The 21,789-nt window shown below is 70.4% G+C and carries 24 protein-coding genes and 1 tRNA gene; 11 read left to right on the forward strand and 14 right to left on the reverse strand.

Going from position 1 to position 21,789, the window contains the following annotated elements:
• Nucleotides 1–16: 16 nt before the first annotated feature.
• Together argH and argF are read right to left on the reverse strand one after the other, a co-directional pair.
• The gene (argH, locus tag ACOPJ3_RS13165; protein ID WP_427871233.1) at nucleotides 17–1,396 is read right to left on the reverse strand and encodes an argininosuccinate lyase; all 1,380 of its coding nucleotides are present in this window, start codon (nucleotides 1,394–1,396) and stop codon (nucleotides 17–19) included.
• 129 nt (nucleotides 1,397–1,525) lie between these two features.
• On the reverse strand, nucleotides 1,526–2,449 hold the full coding sequence (gene argF, locus ACOPJ3_RS13170; protein ID WP_427869618.1) for an ornithine carbamoyltransferase: 924 nt from the start codon (nucleotides 2,447–2,449) through the stop codon (nucleotides 1,526–1,528).
• A gap of 185 nt (nucleotides 2,450–2,634) precedes the next feature.
• Between argF and ACOPJ3_RS13175 the strand changes: the two genes are divergently transcribed.
• The gene (locus ACOPJ3_RS13175) at nucleotides 2,635–3,078 is read left to right on the forward strand and encodes a DUF6941 family protein (protein ID WP_427869619.1); all 444 of its coding nucleotides are present in this window, start codon (nucleotides 2,635–2,637) and stop codon (nucleotides 3,076–3,078) included.
• Nucleotides 3,079–3,083: 5 nt separating this feature from the next.
• Nucleotides 3,084–3,839, forward strand: a complete 756-nt coding sequence (locus tag ACOPJ3_RS13180; RefSeq protein ID WP_427871234.1) for an HAD-IIB family hydrolase — start codon at nucleotides 3,084–3,086, stop codon at nucleotides 3,837–3,839.
• A 329-nt stretch (nucleotides 3,840–4,168) separates the two neighbouring features.
• Here the strand turns inward: ACOPJ3_RS13180 and ACOPJ3_RS13185 are convergent, their stop codons facing one another.
• A complete protein-coding gene (locus tag ACOPJ3_RS13185; RefSeq protein ID WP_427869620.1) occupies nucleotides 4,169–5,674 on the reverse strand; it encodes a malate:quinone oxidoreductase in 1,506 nt (501 codons plus the stop codon).
• A gap of 75 nt (nucleotides 5,675–5,749) precedes the next feature.
• Nucleotides 5,750–7,072, reverse strand: a complete 1,323-nt coding sequence (gene radA, locus ACOPJ3_RS13190; protein WP_427869621.1) for a DNA repair protein RadA — start codon at nucleotides 7,070–7,072, stop codon at nucleotides 5,750–5,752.
• Between the two features lie 129 nt (nucleotides 7,073–7,201).
• Here radA and ACOPJ3_RS13195 point away from each other — a divergent pair.
• The 4 genes from ACOPJ3_RS13195 to ACOPJ3_RS13210 all read left to right on the forward strand — a co-directional run bounded on the left by ACOPJ3_RS13195 (nucleotide 7,202) and on the right by ACOPJ3_RS13210 (nucleotide 8,925).
• Nucleotides 7,202–7,292 (forward strand) — tRNA-Ser (locus ACOPJ3_RS13195).
• Nucleotides 7,293–7,515: 223 nt separating this feature from the next.
• Nucleotides 7,516–8,055 (forward strand): hypothetical protein, encoded by a 540-nt coding sequence (locus ACOPJ3_RS13200; RefSeq protein ID WP_427869622.1) that lies wholly within the window; start codon nucleotides 7,516–7,518, stop codon nucleotides 8,053–8,055.
• On the forward strand, nucleotides 8,045–8,557 hold the full coding sequence (locus ACOPJ3_RS13205) for a hypothetical protein (RefSeq protein WP_427869623.1): 513 nt from the start codon (nucleotides 8,045–8,047) through the stop codon (nucleotides 8,555–8,557). Before ACOPJ3_RS13200 ends, ACOPJ3_RS13205 begins: the two co-directional genes overlap by 11 nt.
• 155 nt (nucleotides 8,558–8,712) lie before the next feature.
• A complete protein-coding gene (locus tag ACOPJ3_RS13210) occupies nucleotides 8,713–8,925 on the forward strand; it encodes a hypothetical protein (protein WP_427869624.1) in 213 nt (70 codons plus the stop codon).
• A gap of 35 nt (nucleotides 8,926–8,960) precedes the next feature.
• On the opposite strand, the gene ACOPJ3_RS13215 is transcribed toward ACOPJ3_RS13210, so the two are convergent.
• Nucleotides 8,961–9,296: a hypothetical protein gene (locus ACOPJ3_RS13215; protein ID WP_427869625.1), complete on the reverse strand. Its 336-nt coding sequence runs from the start codon at nucleotides 9,294–9,296 to the stop codon at nucleotides 8,961–8,963.
• Between the two features lie 51 nt (nucleotides 9,297–9,347).
• Here ACOPJ3_RS13215 and ACOPJ3_RS13220 point away from each other — a divergent pair, with 51 nt between their 5' ends.
• On the forward strand, nucleotides 9,348–9,800 hold the full coding sequence (locus ACOPJ3_RS13220; protein ID WP_427869626.1) for a MarR family winged helix-turn-helix transcriptional regulator: 453 nt from the start codon (nucleotides 9,348–9,350) through the stop codon (nucleotides 9,798–9,800).
• A gap of 60 nt (nucleotides 9,801–9,860) precedes the next feature.
• Here ACOPJ3_RS13220 and ACOPJ3_RS13225 read toward each other — a convergent pair whose 3' ends face one another.
• The 4 genes from ACOPJ3_RS13225 to ACOPJ3_RS13240 all read right to left on the reverse strand — a co-directional run bounded on the left by ACOPJ3_RS13225 (nucleotide 9,861) and on the right by ACOPJ3_RS13240 (nucleotide 13,235).
• Nucleotides 9,861–11,000 carry a serine hydrolase domain-containing protein gene (locus ACOPJ3_RS13225; RefSeq protein ID WP_427869627.1) on the reverse strand — a complete coding sequence of 380 codons (1,140 nt, stop codon included), beginning with the start codon at nucleotides 10,998–11,000 and terminating at the stop codon, nucleotides 9,861–9,863.
• A gap of 146 nt (nucleotides 11,001–11,146) precedes the next feature.
• Nucleotides 11,147–11,776 (reverse strand): SOS response-associated peptidase family protein, encoded by a 630-nt coding sequence (locus ACOPJ3_RS13230; protein ID WP_427869628.1) that lies wholly within the window; start codon nucleotides 11,774–11,776, stop codon nucleotides 11,147–11,149.
• A 54-nt stretch (nucleotides 11,777–11,830) separates the two neighbouring features.
• Nucleotides 11,831–12,568: a glucosamine-6-phosphate deaminase gene (locus ACOPJ3_RS13235; protein ID WP_427869629.1), complete on the reverse strand. Its 738-nt coding sequence runs from the start codon at nucleotides 12,566–12,568 to the stop codon at nucleotides 11,831–11,833.
• A 97-nt stretch (nucleotides 12,569–12,665) separates the two neighbouring features.
• Complete coding sequence (locus ACOPJ3_RS13240) at nucleotides 12,666–13,235, reverse strand: purine-nucleoside phosphorylase (protein ID WP_427869630.1); 570 nt, start codon at nucleotides 13,233–13,235, stop codon at nucleotides 12,666–12,668.
• A 485-nt stretch (nucleotides 13,236–13,720) separates the two neighbouring features.
• Here ACOPJ3_RS13240 and ACOPJ3_RS13245 point away from each other — a divergent pair, with 485 nt between their 5' ends.
• Both ACOPJ3_RS13245 and ACOPJ3_RS13250 read left to right on the forward strand, forming a co-directional pair.
• The gene (locus ACOPJ3_RS13245) at nucleotides 13,721–14,053 is read left to right on the forward strand and encodes a hypothetical protein (protein ID WP_427869631.1); all 333 of its coding nucleotides are present in this window, start codon (nucleotides 13,721–13,723) and stop codon (nucleotides 14,051–14,053) included.
• Nucleotides 14,054–14,125: 72 nt separating this feature from the next.
• The gene (locus tag ACOPJ3_RS13250; RefSeq protein WP_427869632.1) at nucleotides 14,126–14,617 is read left to right on the forward strand and encodes an S-ribosylhomocysteine lyase; all 492 of its coding nucleotides are present in this window, start codon (nucleotides 14,126–14,128) and stop codon (nucleotides 14,615–14,617) included.
• 28 nt (nucleotides 14,618–14,645) lie between these two features.
• Here ACOPJ3_RS13250 and ACOPJ3_RS13255 read toward each other — a convergent pair whose 3' ends face one another.
• The 4 genes from ACOPJ3_RS13255 to ACOPJ3_RS13270 form a co-directional block, all read right to left on the reverse strand.
• Entirely contained in the window at nucleotides 14,646–15,401 is a 756-nt protein-coding gene (locus ACOPJ3_RS13255) for a nucleoside phosphorylase (protein WP_427869633.1), read from the reverse strand.
• 65 nt (nucleotides 15,402–15,466) lie between these two features.
• Nucleotides 15,467–16,849 carry an amidohydrolase gene (locus ACOPJ3_RS13260; RefSeq protein WP_427869634.1) on the reverse strand — a complete coding sequence of 461 codons (1,383 nt, stop codon included), beginning with the start codon at nucleotides 16,847–16,849 and terminating at the stop codon, nucleotides 15,467–15,469.
• Nucleotides 16,850–16,914: 65 nt separating this feature from the next.
• Entirely contained in the window at nucleotides 16,915–17,748 is an 834-nt protein-coding gene (locus ACOPJ3_RS13265) for an SDR family NAD(P)-dependent oxidoreductase (RefSeq protein WP_427869635.1), read from the reverse strand.
• A gap of 5 nt (nucleotides 17,749–17,753) precedes the next feature.
• Nucleotides 17,754–18,539: an isoprenyl transferase gene (locus ACOPJ3_RS13270; protein ID WP_427869636.1), complete on the reverse strand. Its 786-nt coding sequence runs from the start codon at nucleotides 18,537–18,539 to the stop codon at nucleotides 17,754–17,756.
• Between the two features lie 111 nt (nucleotides 18,540–18,650).
• On the opposite strand from ACOPJ3_RS13270, the gene trhA reads away from it, so the two are divergent.
• On the forward strand, nucleotides 18,651–19,433 hold the full coding sequence (gene trhA / locus ACOPJ3_RS13275) for a PAQR family membrane homeostasis protein TrhA (RefSeq protein ID WP_427869637.1): 783 nt from the start codon (nucleotides 18,651–18,653) through the stop codon (nucleotides 19,431–19,433).
• Nucleotides 19,434–19,552: 119 nt separating this feature from the next.
• Here the strand turns inward: trhA and ACOPJ3_RS13280 are convergent, their stop codons facing one another.
• Nucleotides 19,553–20,995, reverse strand: a complete 1,443-nt coding sequence (locus ACOPJ3_RS13280; protein ID WP_427869638.1) for an MFS transporter — start codon at nucleotides 20,993–20,995, stop codon at nucleotides 19,553–19,555.
• Between the two features lie 111 nt (nucleotides 20,996–21,106).
• Between ACOPJ3_RS13280 and ACOPJ3_RS13285 the strand changes: the two genes are divergently transcribed.
• Nucleotides 21,107–21,742: a TetR/AcrR family transcriptional regulator gene (locus tag ACOPJ3_RS13285; protein WP_427869639.1), complete on the forward strand. Its 636-nt coding sequence runs from the start codon at nucleotides 21,107–21,109 to the stop codon at nucleotides 21,740–21,742.
• The last annotated feature ends 47 nt before the right edge of the window (nucleotides 21,743–21,789 follow it).

Here is a 21,789-nt window from a genome sequence, read left to right on the forward strand (position 1 = left end):
GGGGGTGTTGGGGCGGCTAGGCGCGGAATTCCTTGATGCGGGTTGCCAGAGTCGCGAGCTGCTCGTCGACCCGGACGCGCGCCGTGCCGCCGGCGCCCGTGCGCGAGTTGACGGAGCCCTCGATCGTGAGCACGTCGCGCACGCCCGGGGTCAGGTGGGGCGACACCTCCGCGAGCTCCGCGTCGCTCGGCTCGTGCAGCTCGATCCCGCGCTCCTCGCAGTACCGCACGAGCTCCCCCGAGATCTCGTGCGCGTCCCGGAAGATCACGCCCTGCTTCACGAGCCACTCCGCGACGTCGGTCGCGAGCGAGAAGCCCTGCGGCGCGAGCTCCGCCATGCGGGCGGTATCGAAGCTCATGGTCGCGACCATCCCGGTGAAGGCGGGCAGCAGCACCTCGAGCTGCGCGACCGAGTCGAAGATCGGCTCCTTGTCCTCCTGCAGGTCGCGGTTGTACGCGAGCGGCATCCCCTTCAGCGTCGCGAGCAGCCCGGTCAAGTTCCCGATCAGGCGCCCGGACTTGCCGCGCGCGAGCTCCGCGATGTCGGGGTTCTTCTTCTGCGGCATGATCGACGAGCCCGTCGAGTAGCCGTCGTGCAGCCGCACGAAGCCGAACTCCTTCGTGTTCCAGATGATGATCTCCTCGCTCAGGCGGGAGAGATCGATCCCGATCTGCGCGCAGATGAACGCGAACTCCGCGACGACGTCGCGCGCCGCGGTGCCGTCGATCGAGTTCTCGAGCGGATCGCCGAGGCCGAGCTCCTCGGCCACGAGCCGCGGATCGAGCCCGAGCGAGGATCCGGCGAGCGCTCCCCCGCCGTAGGGCGAGGCGCTCGCGCGCACCGACCAGTCGCGCAGCCGCTCGAGGTCGCGCACGATCGGCCAGGCGTGGGCCGCGAGCTGGTGCGCGAGGAGCACCGGCTGCGCGTGCTGCAGGTGGGTGCGACCGGGCAGGATCGCCTCCGGGTGCTTCCCCGCCTGCTCCGCGATCGCGTCGAGCAGGTCGAGCAGCATGCCCCGGATCACCGCGGTGTGCTCGAGCAGGTAGAGCCGGACCAGCGTCGCGATCTGGTCGTTTCGGCTGCGGCCAGCGCGCAGCTTGCCGCCGAGCTGCACGCCGACGATCTCGATGAGCAGGCGCTCGAGCGCCGAGTGCACGTCCTCGTCGTCCTCGGCGGGCACGGCGCGGCCGTCGGCCACGCGGGCGGCGAGCTCGTCGAGCCCGGCGCGCATGTCGCGCAGCTCGTCGGCCGTGAGGTACCCGGCGGCGGCGAGCGCCGTCGCGTGCGCCTTCGAGCCGCGAATGTCGTAGTCCGCGAGCACCCAGTCGAACTGCGTCGACTTCGAGAGTGCCGCGAGCGCGGGCGACGGCCCGCTCGCGAATCGCCCGCCCCACAGCGCTCCGGCCTCGGCGGCGCGGTTGCCGTGCTCGTCCGTTCCGGCGCCTTCGGCCGGGTTGCCTGCGGGGGAATTCACGTTCGCGTCAGTCACCCCTCAAGACTAGCCTGGCCGGGCCCTGGATCCGGATCAGCCCTGCGCGAGCAGCCAGGCCATCAGGGCCTTCTGCGCGTGCACGCGGTTCTCGGCCTCGTCCCACACGACGCTCTGCGGGCCGTCGATCACCTCGGGGGCGACCTCGTACTCGCGATACGCGGGGAGGCAGTGCAGGAAGATCGCGTCGGGCTTCGCCTCGGACATCAGCTCGGGGGTCACGCGGTACGCCGCGAAGGTGCTGATCCGGGCGGCCTTCTCGGCCTCCTGACCCATCGACACCCAGGTGTCGGTGATCACGACGTCGGCGCCGCGCACGCCCTCTGCCGGGTCCGTGAAGAGCTCGACGCTGCCGCCCGTCTCGGCGGCGATCCGGCGCGCGTCCTCGATGATGTCTGCGCGCGGGTGGTAGCCCTCGGGGCCCGCGACCCGGATGTGCATGCCCGCGGTCGCGAACCCGAGCAGGTAGGAGTGGCCCATGTTGTTCGCCGCGTCGCCGACGTACGTCGCGACCAGGCCCTTAAGCTCGCCCTTCTGCTCGCGGATCGTCTGCAGGTCCGCGAGGATCTGGCAAGGGTGGAAGTCGTCGGAGAGCGAGTTGATGACCGGCACGGTCGCGCTCCCCGCCATCTCCTCGAGACCCGCGTGATCGTAGGTGCGCCACACGATCGCGGCGACCATGCGCGAGAGCACCTTCGCGGTGTCGGAGATCGACTCCTTCGCGCCGAGCTGGGCCTCGCCCGGGTTCACGATGATCGGCTGGCCGCCGAGTTCCGCCGTGCCCGCCGCGAAGCTGAAGCGCGTGCGCGTCGAGGTCTTGTCGAAGAAGATCGCGACGGAGCGCGGGCCCTCGAGCGGTCGCTCCGAGAACGGCTCGCGCTTCAGTCGCGCGGCGAGCTCGAGCACCTCGCTCTGCTCGGCGGGGCTCAGATCATCGTCTCGGAGAAAGTGTCGCGTCACCTGACTAGCTTATCCCCGGTCCGGTGCCGGGATCCGGGGGCGGGCCCGGATCCGGATCGGGATCCGGATTCCGGTCGCGATCCGGATCCTGATCCCGATTCCGATCCTCATCCCGATCCCCAGCCTTGCCGCCCCGGCGCTGTGGCAGAGTGGGAACACTGGAACGGACGACCCCGGAGGTGACCATGCGGGTTGCGGCGGCTTTTCTCGCGGACGCGGCGAACGTGCGAGAGGGAACGCTCGGCGTGCTCTCCGGCTTCATCAACACGATCAACCGCGCCGAGTACCCGGCGAAGCTCGGCGCCTCGCTCGTAGTCGTGGTCGAGTACGACGAGGACGAGGCCCGCCGCGGCAACGCCGAGCGCTCGTTTCGCGCGCGCTGCGAGCCGGCGGTCGGGGGCGGCGAGATCTTCGCCGTCGACGGCACCTTCAGCCTCGGCGGCAGCAGCGACTCCTTCGGCTACATCCCGATGATCTTCGATCTGCAGGAGGCACAGGTCCCGATGGCGGGCACGTACCGCATCATCTTCGAGGGCACGGGCCTCGAGCGCGTCGACGTCCGCTTCTACGCGAACTCGACCTCGATGCCCGACATCGAGGCCGCCAGCGCCCCCGGGGCAAACGAGTGAGCGGGATCCCGCCGCTCGTCGCATTCGACCTCGACGATACGCTCGCGCCGTCGAAGTCCCCGGTCGAGCCGCGCATGCTGGCGGCGTTCGCGGGGCTGCTCGCGCGCACCCAGGTCGCCGTCATCTCGGGCGGCAACTTCGAGCAGTTCCAGGCGCAGCTGCTCGACCGGCTCGACGCGCACGCCGGGCTCTCCGAGGAAGCACTCACTCGCCTCCACCTGCTGCCGACCTGCGGCACCCGCTACGAGCGGCGCGAGAACGGCGCGTGGGCGACGGTCTACCGCGAAAACCTTTCCCCCGATGAGCGCGATGCCGCGATGGCCGCGCTGCGCACGTCGGCCGAGCGGCTCGGGCTCTGGGAGCCGGAGCCCTGGGGCGAAATCCTCGAGGATCGCGGCTCGCAGGTCACCTTCTCCGCGCTCGGGCAGCGGGCGCCCGTCGCCGCGAAGCAGGCCTGGGATCCGGACGGCTCGCGCAAGAACGCGCTGCGGGCCGCGGTCGCGGAACTGCTGCCGGCGCTCGAGGTGCGCAGCGGCGGCTCGACGTCGGTCGACATCACGCGGCGCGGGATCGACAAAGCGTACGGCATGCGGAAACTCGAGGCCGCGACGGGGATCCCACTCGCGTCGATGCTCTTCGTCGGCGATCGCCTCGATCCCGACGGCAACGACTACCCGGTGAAGGCGCTCGGCGTGCCCTGCCGCGCGGTCGAGGGCTGGGAGGATACGGCCGCGTTCCTGGAGGAGCTCCTCGCCGACTGAGCGCGGCGGCGCTGTCGCTGGCTGGCCCCGGGGCCTGAGCCCCGGACTTGAGTTGACCCAAACTCTCCCCTGGAACGCAGAATGCGTCACTTTGGGTCAACTCAACCGCGGGCCCGCCCGCAGGATCCGGCAGCGGACCCTTGAGTTGACCCAAACTCTCACCTGGAACGCAAAATGCGACACTTTCGGTCAACTCAACCCGGCGGGCGGCGGCGGCGGACGGCGGCGGCGGGCGGCGGCGCGGGCGGCGGGCGGGCGGCGGGAGCCGCGGAAACGCCAAGGTCCCCTCGTCCGGAGGGGCGAAGGGACCTCAGCGGAGGAGGGGCGGGCTACGCCTCGACCTGCTTCGGCGCGGGGTCGCGCACGAGGCCGAGCGTCTCGGCGGTCTCGGCGAGCGACTTCGCGGCGGCGGCGGGATCGTGGTTGACGCCCTCGCCAAACGACGGCACCTGCTCCTGGAAGGTCTTGCGCCAGGAATTCTCGAACTGCTCCGGGAAGCACTTCTGCAGCACGCCGAGCATGGCGTGCACCGCGGTCGAGGCCCCGGGCGAGGCGCCGAGGAGGCCGGCGATCGTACCGTCGGCGCCGGTGATGACCTCGGTGCCGAACTGGAGGATCCCGCCCTTCTCGGGGTCCTTCTTCATTACCTGCACGCGCTGACCTGCGGTGATCATCTCCCAGTCCTCGGTGCGGGCCGTCGGCATGTACTCGCGGAGCGTGTCCATCTGCTTCTCGCGGCTCGCGAGGAGCTCGCCGAGCAGGTACTTCTCGAGCGACCACTGCGTGAGGCCAACCTTGATCATGGGGCCGAGGTTGTGGAGGCGGATCGACCCGGGCAGATCCCACCACGAGCCCTTCTTGAGGAAGTTCGGGCTGAAGCCGGCGTAGGGCCCGAAGAGGATGGCCTCCTTGCCGTCGACGACGCGGGTGTCGAGGTGGGGCACCGACATCGGGGGCGCGCCGACCGCGGCCTTGCCGTACACCTTCGCCTTGTGCTCGCGCACGATCTCGGGGTTGTCCGTCTTCAGGAATTTGCCGCTGATCGGGAATCCGCCGAAGCCCTTGATCTCGGGGATCTTCGAGGACTGCAGCAGGTGGAGGGCCCCGCCGCCCGCGCCGACGAAGACGAACTTCGCGTTGACCACGCGGCGGCCGTAGCCCGAGCGGTTGCGGGTGAAGACGTCCCAGGTGCCGTCTGAGCGGCGGCGAAGCTTGCGCACCTCGGTGCCGAGGTTCAGCTTCGCTCCCTCGCGCACGAGGTGGTCAATGAGCTGGTGGGTGACGGCACCAAAGTCGACGTCGGTGCCGCTCTCGGAGCGGGTGGCCGCGAAGACCTGGTCCTTGGCGCGTCGGTCGATGAGAAGGGGAGCCCACTCGGCGATGACCTCGGGATCGTCGCTGAACTCGAGGTCAGCGAACAGGGGTTCCTTCTTCAGGAGCTCGTAGCGGCGACGCAGGTAGTCGACGTTTGCCTCACCGGTGACGAAGGTCATGTGCGGGGTCGGGTTGATGAAGGACGACGGCTCGCGCAGGATCCCGCGCTTGACGAGCGTCGACCACCACCTGCGCGACAGCTGGAACTGCTCGTTGATCTCGATCGCCTTCGCGGCCGACAGACTTCCGTCCTTGCCCTCGGGCATGTAGTTGAGTTCGCAGAGCGCGGCGTGCCCCGTGCCCGCGTTGTTCCACGCGTTGGAGCTCTCGGTCGCGACCTGCGTGCGCGACTCGAAGATCTCAATGGACCAATCGGGCTGCACCTCCTTGATCAGGGTGCCCAGGGTGGCGCTCATGACACCACCGCCGATCAGGACGACGTCTACCGTGTTCTTACTCACGGGAGGCAAGTCTACTCGCCATTTCCAGGAACGTTGTGCGGCTCCCTGACCGCCCCCTGGGCGCCATGTGCCATGTCAAAGTCCCGCATTCTTCCTGGCCAGATCGAGTGTCTCGGATCCGGCGTCGACAATGCGCGCGTAGCCCAACCGCCTCGCCTCGCCCGCCCGCTGCGCCCCGCCGACGACGGGCCGCACCTCGCCCGCGAGGCTGATCTCGCCGAAGGCCGCGAGATCGTGAGGGAGCGGCCGATCCGTAATGGCCGACAGGATCGCGAGGGCGATCGCGAGATCCGCGGCGGGTTCTGCGAGTTTGACCCCTCCGACCGTCGACACGTACACGTCCTGGTCGTGGATCCTGGCGCCCGCCCTGCGCTCGAGCACGGCGAGGATCATTGCGACCCGCGAGGGGTCAACCCCGCTCGTCACCCGCCGCGGGTTCGGCGTCGCGCTCTTCGCGACGAGCGCCTGCACCTCGACGGGGAGCGCGCGCCGCCCCTCCATCGCGACCGTGGCGCACGTGCCGCTCACGGGAGCAGTCGCGCGGCTGAGGAACAGCCCGCTCGGATCCGGGACCTCCGCGATGCCGCGATCCGTCATCTCGAAGCACCCGACCTCGTCGGTCGGGCCGTATCGATTCTTCAGCGTGCGCAGGAAGCGGAGCGCGGTCTGCCGGTCGCCCTCGAAGTGGCACACGACGTCGACGAGGTGCTCGAGCAGCCGGGGGCCGGCGACCGATCCGTCCTTCGTAACGTGGCCGACGAGGATCACGGGCGTGCCCCGCTCCTTCGCGACCCGGATCAGGGCTGCGGCGACCTCGCGCACCTGGGAGGGCCCACCGGGCGAACCATCGACCTGGTCGCTCGCGAGCGTCTGCACCGAGTCGACGATCACGAGCTCGGGATCCACCGCCGCGATGTGCCCCAGCACGGTCGCGAGGTCGGTTTCGCTCGCGAGGAACAGCGTGTCGTGCAGCGCTCCCGTGCGCTCCGCGCGCATCCGGATCTGCCCCGTTGACTCCTCGCCGCTCGCGTACAGCACCTTCGCCCCGGTCGAGGCGGCCCGGGCCGCCGCGTCGAGCAGCAGGGTCGACTTGCCGACCCCCGGCTCCCCGGAGAATAGGATCGCGGCACCGGGGACCACCCCTCCGCCGAGCACCCGGTCGAGCTCGCCGATGCCCGTCTGTCGGTGCCGCACCGCGTCGCCCCGGAGCTCCGTGATCGGGCGCGCCTCGCGGCCGGCGCCCGGCGCCACCACCTGCGTCGTGCGCGCGAGCGAGGCGCCGGCCCTCGCCCGCTCCTCAACCGTGCCCCACTGCTGGCACTCGCCGCAGCGGCCGACCCACTTCGTGGTCTGCCAGCCGCACTCGGTGCACGCGTATCCGGGGGTCGATTTCGCCATGCGCCGAGCCTATCCGGAGCCACTGACATTGACGGGCGGGCGGCGTCCGGCGCCAGGAGCGACACGCCGATCCGGATCCGGCGCCGCCTCGATTCGCGCTCACCTGGCGAATCCCGTATGCTTTTCCGCGGTGACGTGTCCGAGCGGCCGAAGGTGCGACTCTCGAAAAGTCGTGTAGGGTAACCCCCTACCGTGGGTTCAAATCCCACCGTCACCGCCACCACGAAGGCCCCGCCTCCCGGAGAAATCCGGTCGAGACGGGGCCTTCGTCATGTCTGGATCCGGTGCTCATTTTTTCTTCGCCTGATGAGACGCCGAAGTGTCCGTTCTCGCCATTCTCACAGGCCCACGAGCCCGCTCGAATCCCTATATTGAAGCCGAGCCGCGCGCCGCCGGGCCCGGCGCCACCTCCCCGCACCTGACGCACCCGAACGGGAGTACCGATGCACGACAAGACACTCATTGCGGCATGCGCCGCGGCGGCCGGGATGCTTCTGCTCGCCGGGTGCACGGCCGCGCCAGCGGCCCAGGATCCCGAACCCGAGCTGGATCTGGAGCTGGATCCCGGGTATTCGCCCCTCCCGATCGAGCCGGAGCAGTATCTCAACACTCAGGTCCCGCGGGACGAGATCACGGAGGGCCCCCAGTCGGACGTCGACGTCGAGGAGCGCGTGGTGACGGTCGACATCGAGTGCGGGCAACTCGCAACGCTCTCCGGCCTCGAGGATCTCGTCAACAAGGAGCGCGCCGAGCCGGACGCGACCCCCGCGTCGATCGCGCAGCAGGAGGAAACCCTGTTCCGATCGTGGATCCGCACGACTGCTACCGGCACCAAGGTGTCCGTCCCGATGCGGGCCGCGATCAAGGCCGCTGAGGACGGCGACTTTGCGGCACTGCAACTGCAGTCGTTGTCCGCGCGCCAGGCGTGCGTCCAGCACGGTTCGCATGTCCCCATCACGGCGGAGCCGCGCGATGGCGGATGACCTCGCCTTCGCCGATTCCCGGCGGCCGATCGAGTTCCTCCTCGAGGATGCGCTGATCATTGCGGCCTGCACGGGTGTGGTGACCACCGCGGCGTGGGCCCTCACGCTGTGGATGAACGTCGAGCCGGCGTGGTCCCCCGCATTGCTCGGGGCGTCCACGATCACGGGATTCGTGATGGCCCTTGCTGCGCTGTTCGCCTGGTACGGCCTCCTGGCCATGCTTCCACGCCTGGAACTGGGGTGGCGGATCCTGGCCTATCTATTCGGCTGCGCGGTCGTCGACGTGACCCTGCACACGCTGGCGACGCTGTCCCATCCGCTCACCTGGGGCGATCCCTGGGCCGCTGCCGAGGGCGCGATGTTCGCCGGTTTCTCGCATCTGCCGCTCAAGGCGCCCGGGATCCTACTCGGACTCGTGATCGGCCTGGCACTGATCTGGAAGCTGAGGGAGCTCCGGCTCGGGCGGGAGCGGCGTCACGAGCGGGCAGTGCAGCGTGAGTAGGGCGCGGGGCGTCCCGTCTGGGATATCCTGACGAGCGCGCACAAGGGCCGCGTGCCAGCTTTCGGAGCGGAGTCCTCGCCTGCGGCCCGGCCACCTCACGGTCGCGCGCGGCACGCGATCGAAGGCGCCGGGGACGAGCTGGTGAGCCTGGGTTGGTGAGCCCGATCCAGGTCCTGCGAACCGCGCACGGCGTCGAACCGGCACCCGGGCAGCTCGCCGCGGGCGACGGCTGGTGGGCCATGATCGAGCTGCTGAGCGGCGGGGACGGCGAGGTCGCCTACGCCCCGGCGCTCGCGGGATTCGTGCCGCACCGGCCGAGCGGGACCTCCGTCTGGTCAGCTCCGAACGGGCGCCACTGCGGCGAGTGAGCGGATCCGGATCATGATCCGGATCCGGAGCCCGATCAGGCCGGTGACGGGCACTTCATGTGCGTCGACTTGCCAGGGCCGCCGCGCGAGAACACGTGCTGGTCGAGCGAGGCGCCGCACACCGGGCACTTCGGGTCGGCGGGCGGAACGTACGCTGGCTCATCGCGATCCCCGAGCTGAGCTGGGCCTTCGATCTGGTAGAGGAAGCGCTGCACTGCCGCGTAGATGCCGGGCACGCCGTCGTAGGGCGTCTTGTGCCAGAGGTGCCGCTTCGGGCGCTTCGGCGCCTTTGCGCGTCCGGCGCGCCCGAAGCGCCCGGCGCGCTCCGACGTCTCGGCCGCCCCTGCAGCTGCAGAATCTTGTTCGCCCACAAACAAAACGCTACCACACTCGTTAGCGCACTAACGAGATAGGATCGGGGCATGGAACAACTGCCCGAGGAGGCGCTGGAGCTCGACCGCCAGGTCTGCTTCGCGCTCGCGGTGGCGAGCCGCAGCGTGATCGGGATCTACCGGCCGATCCTCGAGCCACTCGGGCTCACGCACCCGCAGTACCTCGTCATGCTCGCGCTCTGGGGCGAGGCGCCCGTGCGCTTCCGCGACCTCGCCGAGATGCTGCGCATGGACCCCGCGACCCTCTCCCCCATCGTGAAGCGCATGGAGCAGTACGGGCTCATCGAGCGCTCCGCCGTCGCGGGCGACGAGCGCACCTTCGCACTTTCGCCCACCGAGTCCGGCTGGGCGCTGAAGCGCGAGGCGCTCGAGGTGCCGCCCGCGGTGGTCAAGCGGCTCGGCCTCCCCGTCGAGCGCCTCATGGCGCTGCGCGACGAACTCACGGCGGTGATCCGCGCAGTGGACCACGGGCCGGAGATCTGAGCGCTGCGCCGGATCCGGATCCTGATCCGGAACCGGCGCCGGATCAGGCCCCTGAGCGGCCTACTTCTCGTCCCACTCCGCGAGGAGCTTCTCGAACATCTTCGCCGGGACGTCGGGATCCGCGCCCGCCCCGTTCATGACGATGGCGATGCTGTCGCCGGTGTCCGGGTGGTACATCGCGAGCGCCTGGTAGCCGAGTCCGACGCCCGTGTGCCCGATCCAGCCGTGAAATTCGCCCATGCCGAGGCCGTACTGGTCGTAGAGCGGGCTCGTGGGGTCGCCCTCCGTCGGCGAGGCGTGCGCGAAGCGCTCGTCCGCCGTCTTCGGCTGCAGCAGCTGCGCGGAACCGAGGGCGGCCGCCCACGTGCGCAGGTCGCCGACGGTCCCAAAGAGGCCGCCGGCAGCCGAGAACAGGCTCGCGCGCACGTCGGGGAGCGTCTCGAGCTCGTCGTTCTCGTGCACCTGGTAGGGCACGGCCGTGCCCTCGGGCTTCGCGCGATTGTCCGGGTAGTCGACCGAGTCGAGCTTGAGCGGCCCGAGCAGCATCTCATCGACCACGGTCGACCAGCTCCTGCCCCTCACCGACTCGAGGACCTGGCCGAGGACGACCGTGTTCGTGTTCGTGTACTTGTACTGGGTGCCAGGGTCGAACGCCATCGGTTGCTGGAAGGCGAGCTCGAGGATCTCGCTGTCGCTCCATTCCCTGGTCGGATCCTGATTCAGCAGCGCCTGGAAGCGCTCGCTCATCGTGTACTCGGGCAGCCCAGAGCGCATGCCGAGCAGCATGCGGATCGTGACCAGGTCACCCGATGGGACGCCCTCGACGTACGTGGCCACCGGCTCGTCGAGCCCGATTTCCCCCTTGTCGACAAGCATCAGGATCGCGGTTCCCGTGAAGGACTTCGTGATGGAGCGGTACGCGAACGGGGTGCCGGGCTCGACCGGGGTCTTCGACTCGGTGTCGGCCTCACCCGTGACGAACTCCCACGCCTCTCCGTCGCGCGTCGCCGAGATGGCGGCCCCCGGGATGCCCTCGTCTGCAAGGGTCTGCTCGACGATCTTCTCGGAGGCCTGCTGCCAGTTCTTCGCCGAGTCCTCGCCGCCTGGTCCGGGGCCGGATCCGGATCCTGAGCCGGGTGCAGAGGCGGGGGCGCACCCCGCGGCGGCGAGCGCGAGCAGCAGCACCGCGGAAACGGACATCGACCTTCTCAGGGAACGCGACATGCGTTTAGGATCCGCGGCCCGCCGCTCCGCGTCAACCCTTCGATGCACACCCGTTACGGACTGTTCTCCCGCCCGCCCACCTTGCCGGTTCTGCGCTCGATGTGCGGTTTATCCGCGATACATCACACAGCCGGGGCAGAACCGGCAAGGTCGCGGGAGATTCCTTCCGAGGCAAGGCGGGCCTCGGCCACGAGCGACTCATCGCCCGGACGCGCCGGATCGAGCCACTCGTCGTGCATCTCGCGCGGCAGCACGAGCGGCATCCTCGGCCAGGTATCGGCCGCCTCGCCCACCGCGTCGCGGGTCACCATCGAGTACGACAGCCGCTGCGTTCCGTCCGCGAGCGTGACCGTCGAGGTGAGCGCCGCGATCCCGAACAGCTCGTCGTCGGGCAGCGAGAACCGCACCTTCTTCTCGACGTACCAGGTCGCGGGCAGAATCGCGCGGTGCTGGAACGGGCCCTTCCACGAGCGCAGCAGCTTGTCGTCGCGGCTGTTGAACGCCGAATACTTCACGGGCCCGCTCGGATCCCGCCACAGCCACCACCAGCCCAGGTCGATCCGCCGCTCGCCCTCCGGCGCGTGGATCAGCGGGTTGAGGTTGAGCGCGTTCTTGCCGGTGATCGCGGCCCGACCCTTCCGCTCATCAGCCCATTCTGCGAGCAGCGTGAGGTTCGCCGGGTCGCTCATTGGCGGCAGATCGGCGGGCAGCGGCTTCCCGCTCCCGCCCCCGAGTCCATACGATGCGCACATGCCGCAAGCGTACGCCGCACGGGCGGCGAGCGCATCAGCCGAAAATGCTGCCGATCAGGCCGAGAGCTGGCTTGCGGCCTCCGTGTCGAGGAACCACGTCACCCCTCCGCGTCGGCGCAGCAGGCTCGCGGGCACATCCTCGCTGACCGGCCCCTCGAGCGCCGCGGCGACCGCCTCGGCCTTCGCGGCCCCGACCGCGATCACGAGCAGCTCGCGCGCCTCGAGGATCGTGCCGAGCCCCTGCGTGATCGCGAACTCGGGAACCTCCCCGATCCCGCCGAAGAAACGGGCGTTGTCCTCGCGGGTCTCGGCGGTGAGTTCGATCCCCCGGGAGCGCGAGTCGGCAGGGGACCCCGGCTCGTTGAACGCGAGATGCCCGTTGCGGCCGATGCCCAGGAACTGCACGTCCACACCACCCGCCGCGCGGATCGCACCCTCGTAGGCCATCCCGGCCCCGTCCGCATCGGCCAGCGTCGCCGCGAACGGCACCTCGACACGCTCCGGATCGAGGCCCGAGAGCGCGACCGCCTCATCCCGGATGACCGCGTGATAGCTGCGCGGATCAGCGGGATCGATGCCCACGTACTCGTCGAGCGCGAAGCCGCGCACCCCGGACTGATCCAGCCCCTCGGCCCGGGCGATCTCGCCCCAGGCGCGATACGCGTGCAGCGGGGAGGACCCCGTCGCGAGCCCGACGACGGCCCGCGGCTTGCTCCGGATCACCGAGACGACCCGCTCGGCAACGGCCCGCCCGAGCTCTTCGGGGTCCTGGAATACGCAAACCTCTGCCACTACGCGCCTCCACACGCTCGGATTCCGGGTCGCAACGCGGCCCGAATCTCCGAGCCTAACGCGATCCCGGCCCGGATCAGGACGAAAAACCGCCGTTTCAGGCGAGCCGCTCGTCCCAGAACGCGCGCAGCTGCTCGCTCTTGCGGAACACGATCGTGTCCCACTCCTCGTCTGTCGTCGAGCTGTCCGCGAAATCCGACGGCACCTTGAAGAGCTGCAGCGGCACCCCGAAGCGGGCGCACACCGCGGCGTAGGCGTAGCACTCCATGTCGCAGAGCGTCGCGCCGAGGGCGGCGATCGCCTCGCGCTGTTCGTCGCTCTTCACGAACACGTCGCCAGTAGCAATCACCGCGGTGCGATCCTGCGGCAGGATCCGCTCCCCCGCGGGCACGATCGTCGGCGACGGCAGCGAGAAATCGTGCTGCACCACGCCCGTGACCTGGTAGATCTCCTCGAGGCTCGGGCGCTCGGGCCCGTCGCCGACGACGCCGGCCGTGCCGAGAACGACGACCCGCTCGATGGGCGCCGGGGCCGCCTCGGCGAGCGCGGCCGCGAGCTGAGTCGCGGCGTTGACCTTGCCGACGCCCGTGACGAGGTGCGGCACGTCGTCGAAGGCCGAGGCCTCGTCGCGGTGCGCAAAGACCAGCAGAGTCGTGGTTTCCGTCATGGTTCCCTTCCGGGTCCGGCGGGCCCGTCGAGCCGGACAACGAACCCACACTAGCGTTTTTCGAAGAGATGTTCTAAACTGATCAGCTGAGCTTCGAATACCGAAGGATCGGCCACCGCCCGGAGCTGGGCGTGTGAACTCCGCAACGAGTATCTCAACAGGGCCGAATCCACATCTCAGAAGTTTCAGCTGCGCTATTCAGCGCATCCCGGCGCACCATTCGCGCACGGGAATCACCAGCCGCCGCCGGTGTGCCGAACAGGCAATTCGGGCGGCGCGATCCGCAGGCATGAATGAGCCTGCGACGGCGGGGCAGCCCGCCGCAACCGCGCGCACAGCGCCGAGGAATCGGGATCCCGAGTTGCGATCCCTCTGCCGATCGGGCCCCGATGAGGGGCAGGATCCCGGACATGATCCGGAGCAGGATCCCGGCGCCGCAGCGGCGGCCGCGCACCAGGGAGGTGCGCGAGGAAAGGACCCAGGAAATGACCACGAAGAAGAACACCAGGAACGTGCACGGCCGCGCGCCGGCACGCATTGACGACGCGCCGAGCCGCAGGGGCGCGGCGCTCCGCACGCCGTACCACGCGCTCGGTGCTGATCAGGAGATGCGCGTGCCCGTGTGGGCGCAGCACCGCTCCGTCTACCGCACCGCAGGCCGCACGATCTACCTCGTCGAGACCGACCGACTCGCGGATGCGCGCGGCGATCTCGCGACGCTGGATCGCGCCGGCTGGGACGTGCGTATCGCGGAGGGCACCGACGGCGACCCAACGCGGATCGCGCTCACGCGACGCGAGTTCGCGCGCGCGGCGTAGACGCGGCCGTAAGGCAGTGACATCTGAGGGCCCTCCGGCATCGCGCCGGGGGGCCCTCGGTACAATTTCGGCATGAGTGATGTCGAACTTGCCGAAGTCGAGAGCTTCTCCCTGGACCACACGAAGGTGCTCGCGCCGTATGTGCGGCTGATCGGGGTCGAGCACGGGCCGAAGGGCGACGCGATCTCGAACTACGACATCCGGCTGGTGCAGCCGAACGTCCAGGAGATCCCGACGGGCGGGCTGCACACGATCGAGCACACGCTCGCCGCGCTGCTGCGCACGCGCTTCGAGGGGCTCATCGACATCTCGCCGTTCGGGTGCCGCACCGGCTTTCACCTGATCGCGTGGGGTGAGCCGACGCCGGAGACGGTGGCGGCCGCGATCAAGAGCTCGCTGGAGGACATCGCCGAGCGCGTGACCTGGGAGGACGTGCCCGGCACCGAGGCCGTGAGCTGCGGCAACTACCGGGACCACAGCCTGCACTCGGCGCGCGAGTGGGCGCGCGAGGTGCTGGATCGCGGCATCAGCCTCGACCCCTTCGACCGCACGCGCCTGGCCTAGCCGCCCGAGCAGAACCGGCAAGGTGGGGTCAGGCTACGAGGGTGTTGAGGGCCGTCGTGAGGGCCGCGTCGACGGCCTGCGTCACGATCTCGCGGTAGGGGTCGTAGCCGTCCATCGCGTCGTCCTTCGCGGCGAGCGGGTTGCCGTCGATCGCGAACACCGCGCCGGCCTCGATCCCGTGCAGCGAGGCGATCACGAAGAGCGCCGCCGCCTCCATCTCGACCGCGACGACGCCGGCCCGCTGCCACATGCGGTGGTCGATCCCGGTGATCACGTCGCTCGGGTAGAACATATCCCCGGTCAGCACGATGCCGCTGAACACGTCGAGGCCCGTCTGCTCGGCCTCCGCCTTGAGCGCGACCGCGAGCTCCGGCGTCGAGATCGCCGGGAACTCCGTCGGCACGAGCTGGTGGCTCACGCCGTCGGCGCGCACGGCGCCCGTCGCCACGACGACCGCCCCGTCGACGACCTCCGCCTGGATCCCACCGGCGGTCCCGGAGCGAATGATCCTGGTCACGCCGCCTCGCGCGAGCTCCTCGAAGCAAACGGCGGCGCCCGCTGCGCCCACGCCGTGCGACGCGACCGTCACGGGCACGCCGCGGTAACTGCCCGCGTAAACGTGATACTCGCGGTTCGCGCTCAGCTGGCGCACGTCGTCGAGCCGCTCGGCGACGCGCGCCGCGCGCCCCGGATCGCCCACGACGAGCGCGCGATCAGCGAGCTCGGACACCCGCGCGCGCAGCAGCGGGAGTTCAGAATCTGCGGGAAGTCGGACGGGAGCCATGCGTTGCGCCTTTCGATGGTACTGGGTGGTGAAGAAAAAGGTCGGGATCAGGGGCTGGGCCCGGATCAGGATCCGGCCGCCGCGGCAGCAGCCGCCGCGAGCCGTTCCCGGGCCGCCGTCGCCCGTGCCCTGATCGCGGGCGCGTCGAGCGTGAGGTGCCTGCCGTCGGCGTAGACCTCGCGGCCCCCGATGAAGACGCGCCGCACGTCGGCGCCGGTCGCGGCAAACCCTAGGTGGGAGACGAGCGACGCGGCGGTGAACGGCGTCGCGGCCGAGCCGCGCGCGTCGAGCGCGATCACGTCGGCGAGGCGGCCGGCCTCGAGTGCTCCGGTCTCGGGGAACCCGATCGCCTCGGCGCCGCGCCTCGTCGCGATGTCGAGCACGTCTGCCGCGCGCACGATCGCCGCGTCCTGGCGCGCCCCGCGGTGCAGGATCGTGCCGGTTTTGATCTCCTCGAAGAGGTCGAGGGTGTTGTTGCTTGCGACGGAGTCGGTGCCGAGCGTGAGCCGGATCCCGGCCTCGATGAACTCCGGCAGCGGCGCGATGCCGTTGCCGAGCTTGAGATTCGAGACGGGGTTGTGGCTGAGCGCCGTGCCCGTGCGTGCGAACAGCTCGATCTCGCCCGGCGTGAGGTGCACGCAGTGCGCGGCGAGCACGTCGGCCTCGAAGAGCCCGAGCGAGTCGAGGTGGTCGGCTGGCGTCGCGCCGTAGCGCTCGAGAATCTGCTCGACCTCGGCCGCGGACTCCGAGATGTGCGTGTGGATCGGGATCCCGCGCTCGACGGCCCGGCGAGCGATGTCGCGCAGGAACTCGGGCGGGCAGGTGTAGGGGGCGTGCGGGCCGTAGGCGAGCCTGATCTGGGGATCGTCGGCGTAGCGCTCGGCGAGGCGCTCGGTGTGGTCCGTCGCGTCAGCGCCGTTCCACGGCGAGACTCCCGGGAATCCCACGGCCTCCGGCGCGAACGATGCCGGCGCCACGAGCGCGCGCATGCCCGCGGCGCGCACGAGCTCGATGAGCGCCGCGTCCCAGTGGTACATATCGGCGAAGGCGGTCGTTCCGGTCTCGATCATCTCGAGCATCGCGAGCTCGAGGCCGACCTCGACGTCCTCGTGCGTGAGGTGCTGCTCGAGCCCCTGCACGGCGGCGAGCCAGGGCATGAAGCCCTCGTCGTCGGAGACGCCGCGCAGCAGCGTCATCGCCGAGTGGGTGTGCCCGTTCACGAGGCCCGACATGAGCACGTGCCCGGCAAGATCGTGCGTGACCTGCGATTCCGGGCGGGCGGGGCCGGCGTAGGCGATCCGGCCGTCCGCGCCGATCTCGAGCTCCGCGTCCGGGATCGCCCCGGCCGGCGTCAGCATCGCGTCGGCGCGCAGCACCGCTCCGCTAACCGCGCCCCGGCTCGACATCGACTCGGCGGACTGCGTCGCCGTGTTCTCCTGATCCTGCATCTGTTCCCCCTCGTGAGATTCCGTCGTCCGCGCGCCCGCTCCGGGCGGCGCCTGCGATTGCGCCGCTACCAGCCCGGCGTCGCGAGCATCCCGCCGTCGACCGCGAGGTCCTGCCCGGTGATGAACGACGCGGCGGGGGACGCGAGCAGCACGCACGCGTCGCCGATGTCGCGGGACGTCGCGAGGCGGCCGAGCGGCGCATGCTCGCGCCAGCTCGCGACCCCCTCGGGCCACGCCTCCTCGAGGCCCGGCCGCTCGACGAGTCCGGGCGATACGGTGTTAACCCTGATCCCGTCAGGGCCGAGCTCAAGCGCCGCGGCGCGCGCGTGCATCACGAGGCCCGCCTTCGCGACGGCGTAGTGCGCGTGCGCGGGGGCCGGGCGGCTCGCCTCGACCGAGGCGATGTGGGTGATCCAGCGGTTCGCCGGTGGGCCGGATGCGGATGCGGCTTCAGATCCGGATCCGGATCCCGCTCCGGATCCCGCGACCATCGCCGCCGCAGCCTCGCGGCTGAGCTCGAACACGGCGCCGAGGTTCGTGGAGAGCACCTGATCCCAGTCGGAACGGCTCGTCTCGTCGAGCGTCTGCAGCGGCTGGATGCCCGCGTTGTTCACGAGGCCGTCGATGCCGCCGAGGGCGCGCACGGTCGCCTCGACGAGCACCGCCGCGGCCCCCTCCTGGGAGAGGTCTGCGCGCACGGCTACCGCGTCGGCCCCGCGCTCGCGCAGCTCTTCGACGAGCGCGAACGCCCGCTCTGCCGCGCCCCGGTAGTGCACGGCGACCCGGGCGCCCGCGGCCGCGAAGCGCCGCGCGATCCCGCCGCCGATTCCCCCGGAAGCCCCGGTCACGAGAACCCGCTGCCCCGTGAGATCGGGGAGTGAGGGGTCACGCTGGATCATGTCGTTCAGCCTCCGAGCCGCCGCTGGCGCGTCGAATAGTCGCGGAGCGCGCGGAGGAGGTCCACCTTGCGCAGGTCGGGGTACAGCGCCTCGACGAAGTAGAACTCGGAGTGCGCGGACTGCCAGATCATGAAGTCCGAGAGGCGCTGCTCGCCGGAGGTCCTGATCATGAGGTCGGGGTCGGCCTGGCCGCGGGTCCACAGGTGCTCGCCGATCATCTCCGGGGTGAGGCGATCCGCGAGCGTCTCGATCGTGCCGCCCGCCTCCCGATGCTCCTCGATGACTTCGCGCACCGCGGCCGTGATCTCGCTCCGGCCGCCGTAGCCGACCGCAAGATTGACGTGCAGGCCGACGTGATCAGCCGTTTCTCGCTCGGCGTTCGCGAGCGCCGTCGCGAGCTCCTCGGGCAGGCCGTCGCAGGAGCCGACGTGCTTGACCCGCCAGCGCGGGTTCTCGGCCAGCTGGCCGGCAAGCTCGGCGATGATCCCGAACAGGTCCTCGAGCTCGGTGCGGTCGCGGGCGCCGAGGTTGTCGGCCGAGAGCAGGTACAGGGTCACGGTGCCCACCCCGGCCTCCTCGCACCAGCCGAGGAACTCGGGGATCTTGCGCGCGCCCGCGCGGTGGCCGAAGGCCGCGCGCTCCTGCAGGCGCTGCTTCGCCCAGCGCCTGTTCCCGTCGACAATCATGGCGATGTGGCGCGGGATCCGGCCTGGGTCGATCTCGCGCCGGAGCCGCCGCTGATAGAGCCGGTAGAGAAGACCGGCGCGCGGCGGGGATGGCTGCGAAGTCACCCTGCGAGTCTATCGGCCCGGCCTCAACCCTGGCGGCGCAGGAGGGTTCGGCATCTGGGTGTTCCCTACATACATGCCGCTTCGGTTCTGTCGCCACCATACACTCGGAGTATGACCTCACCAGGCACTGAGGACCCGAGCACCGAGCGCGCCGCTTCGTCGTTTCCCGAGCCCGATTCGCTTTCACTGCCGCTGCTCGAGGACGCGCTCGAGCACTCGGCGGAGCACTCCAACGAGGACGCGGCGGCCGCCGAGCAGAAGCCGCTCTGGCGGGGCTGGATCCACGCGGGGACGTTCCCGATCGCGATCGCCGCCGGCATCGTGCTCATCTCGCTCGCGCACGGCACCGTCGCGAAGTGGGCGTCTGCGGTCTTCATGCTGTCGAGCATGCTGCTGTTTGGCGTCTCCGCGCTCTACCACCGCTTCAACTGGAAGCCGAAGACGAAGCAGGTATTCAGGCGGCTCGACCACGCCAACATCTTTCTCCTGATCGCGGGCACCTACACACCCATCGCGCTGCTCGCGCTGCCGCAGTCGAAGGGGATCCTGCTGCTCGTGCTCGTGTGGGTGGGGGCGCTGCTCGGGATCGGGTTCCGGGTGTTCTGGATCGGGGCGCCGCGCTGGCTGTACGTGCCGCTCTACGTGCTGCTCGGGTGGGCGGCGATGATGTACATCGTCGACATCGCCCAGGCGAATCTCGCGTCGATGGTGCTCGTGATCGTGGGCGGGCTGCTCTACACGCTCGGCTCGGTCGTGTACGGGATCAAGCGCCCGAACCCGGTGCCCGGGGTGTTCGGGTTTCACGAGATCTTCCACTCACTGACCGTGCTCGCGTTCCTCTGCCACTGGACCGCGGCGCTCCTCGTCGCGCTCGATCCGGTCTTCCTCCGCTAGCCGGGCACGCGCCCGAAGCCCCTCCAACCTCGACCCACCTTGCCGGTTCTGCGCTGCCTGCGTGTTCTATCGGCGATAACAGCTACCATGCAGCGCAGAACCGGCAAGGTACGAGGGGGTTAGGCGTCCCTTCGAGGGCGGCCCGGGATCAGGAACGCCAGCGCGGCGCCGAGCAGGGACACCGCCGCGGCCATGACGAAGAGGGCCTGGAAGGTGCCCGCGGTCGGCGCTCCCCCTGCGGCGAGCGCGACGGTCGTCAGCATGAGCGTCGCGATCGGCGTGCCGAACGCGGACCCGACCGTGCGCAGCACGCCGTTCACGCCGAGCGCCGCCCCCAGCCCGTCGCGCGGCGCATGACCCGCGATGAGCTCGGCCACCACGGCGAAGCCGATCCCATTCCCGAGGCCGATCAGGCAGAAGAAGCCGATGATCGCCGCGAGCGAGCCGGGCAGGATCCCGATCCCGACCCCGCCGGCCGCCATGAGCGCGAGCGACAGCGATGCGGTCCCGCGCCCGCTCAGGCGCCCGAGCAGCCACGGCGCGAGGCGCCCGCCGAGGAAGACGAGGACCGCCCCGGGCAGGAGCGCCATGCCGGTCGCGGTCACCCCGAGGTCGTGGCCAATCCCGCCGCTCGCCGCCTGCAGCAGCACCGGGAGCCCGACGTAGAACGCGTACGGCACGAAGCCGAGGAAGAGCGTGAGCGCGTTCGTCGCCGCGAGCGCGCGGGAGGTGAAGAGCTTCGGGTCGATGAGCGGGTGCGGGCGCGTGCGCTCGACGAGGATGAGCGCGACGAGACCCACCGCGGCGAGCGCCGCGAGGCCGATGACGAGCGGCGTGCCCCAACCCCATGAGGCGCCCTGCGACACGACGAGGAGGAGCGGCAGCAGCGTGACGACGAGCAGGGCGATGCCCGGCCAGTCCTGGGGCGCGGGTTCGCCCTGCTCGGAGGCGGGAACGCGCCAGGCAACGAGCCCGACGGACAGCAGGCCGAGGGCGCCGCCGAGCGCGAAGAGCCAGGGCCAGCCCAGGAGATCCGTGACGAGGCCGCCGACCACGAGCGCGAAGCCCGCGCCGAGGCCGAGCGTGCCCGAGAGCCACCCGATCGCCGCGGCCTGGTCGCGGCCGACGAGATGCGCGCGCACGATCGCGACCGCGAGCGGGAACGAGGCCGTGGCGGATCCCTGCAGGACGCGGCCGATGAGCATGACGGCGAAGGATCCGGAGAGGCCTGCAAGCGCGGCGCCCGCGACGAACACGAGCATGGCCGCGATGAGCACGCGCCGGTGGCCGAAGCGATCGCCGAGCGAGCCGATCACGGGCGCGGCGACGGCGCCGCTCAGGAGGTAGGCGGTGAGCGTCCAGCCGACGGTGGCCGCGTTGACGCCGAGCTGCGCGGCCAGCACGGGGAGGGCCGGCACGAGGAGCGTCTGCATCATGGAGAACGCGAGCACCGCGGAGGCGAGGGCGAAGGTGAATCCGGCGGGCGGCCCGGTGCGCCGCGCTGCCGAGCGCCCCTGTTGTTCCTCGGTCGGCGTGCCAACGGTCTCAAGCTGTGCGGTCACTGAGTGCCCTTTCCGATCGATTCGGCCGCTGGTCTGCGGCTTTCGTTCATGGCGGAACGGAATGCTTCGTTCCGATCAAGATAGTAGCAAGATCGCGGCTACGATGGAACCATGTCGAACGAGGGACGACCCAGGGGCCGCGAACGGGAGGCGCGCGCAAACGATCGGATCCTCCTCGACGCGGCGCGCGAGGTGTTCGCCGAGGAGGGCTGGGGCGCCTCGATGTCGAGCATCGCGAAGCACGCCGGCATCGGCGTCGCGAGCATCTATCGGCGCTATCCCAGCAAGGACGAGCTGGTGCGGCAGCTCCGGATCCTCGTGCTCGGCGACGTCATCAGGATCGCCCGCGACGCTGTCGAGGGCTCCGGATCCGCAGTCGGGCGCTTCCTGCGCGGGCACGTCGCGGGGACCGAGACACCGCTCCTCATGACCGTCGGCAGGCCAGAGAGCGAGTCACCCGAGATCACAGAGATGTCCGAGGAGCTGCGGCTCGTGCTCGAACGGCTGATCGCCCACGACATCGACGCGGGCTTCGTGCCGTCGACGTACTCCCCGGCCGACCTCCTGCTCGGCATCTCACACCTCAGACCGCGGCTCGCGCTGCCCGCCGAGCGCGCCGCCGAGGTGCACCTGCGCCACATCGATTACTACCTGCTGGGGCTGCGGGCTTCGATCACGGATCCCGGCGCGGTCTCCGGCACCGGCTCGACGTGGGCCGAATGGATGGACCTCAACCGCGGCGCATAGCCACAGCACCCCCGGCGGACCTCCCGCGCCACCTCTACAGCGACGGG

The sequence above is a fragment of the Leucobacter luti genome, from assembly GCF_050310065.1.
GTDB classification, from domain to species: Bacteria; Actinomycetota; Actinomycetes; order Actinomycetales; family Microbacteriaceae; genus Leucobacter; species Leucobacter luti_B.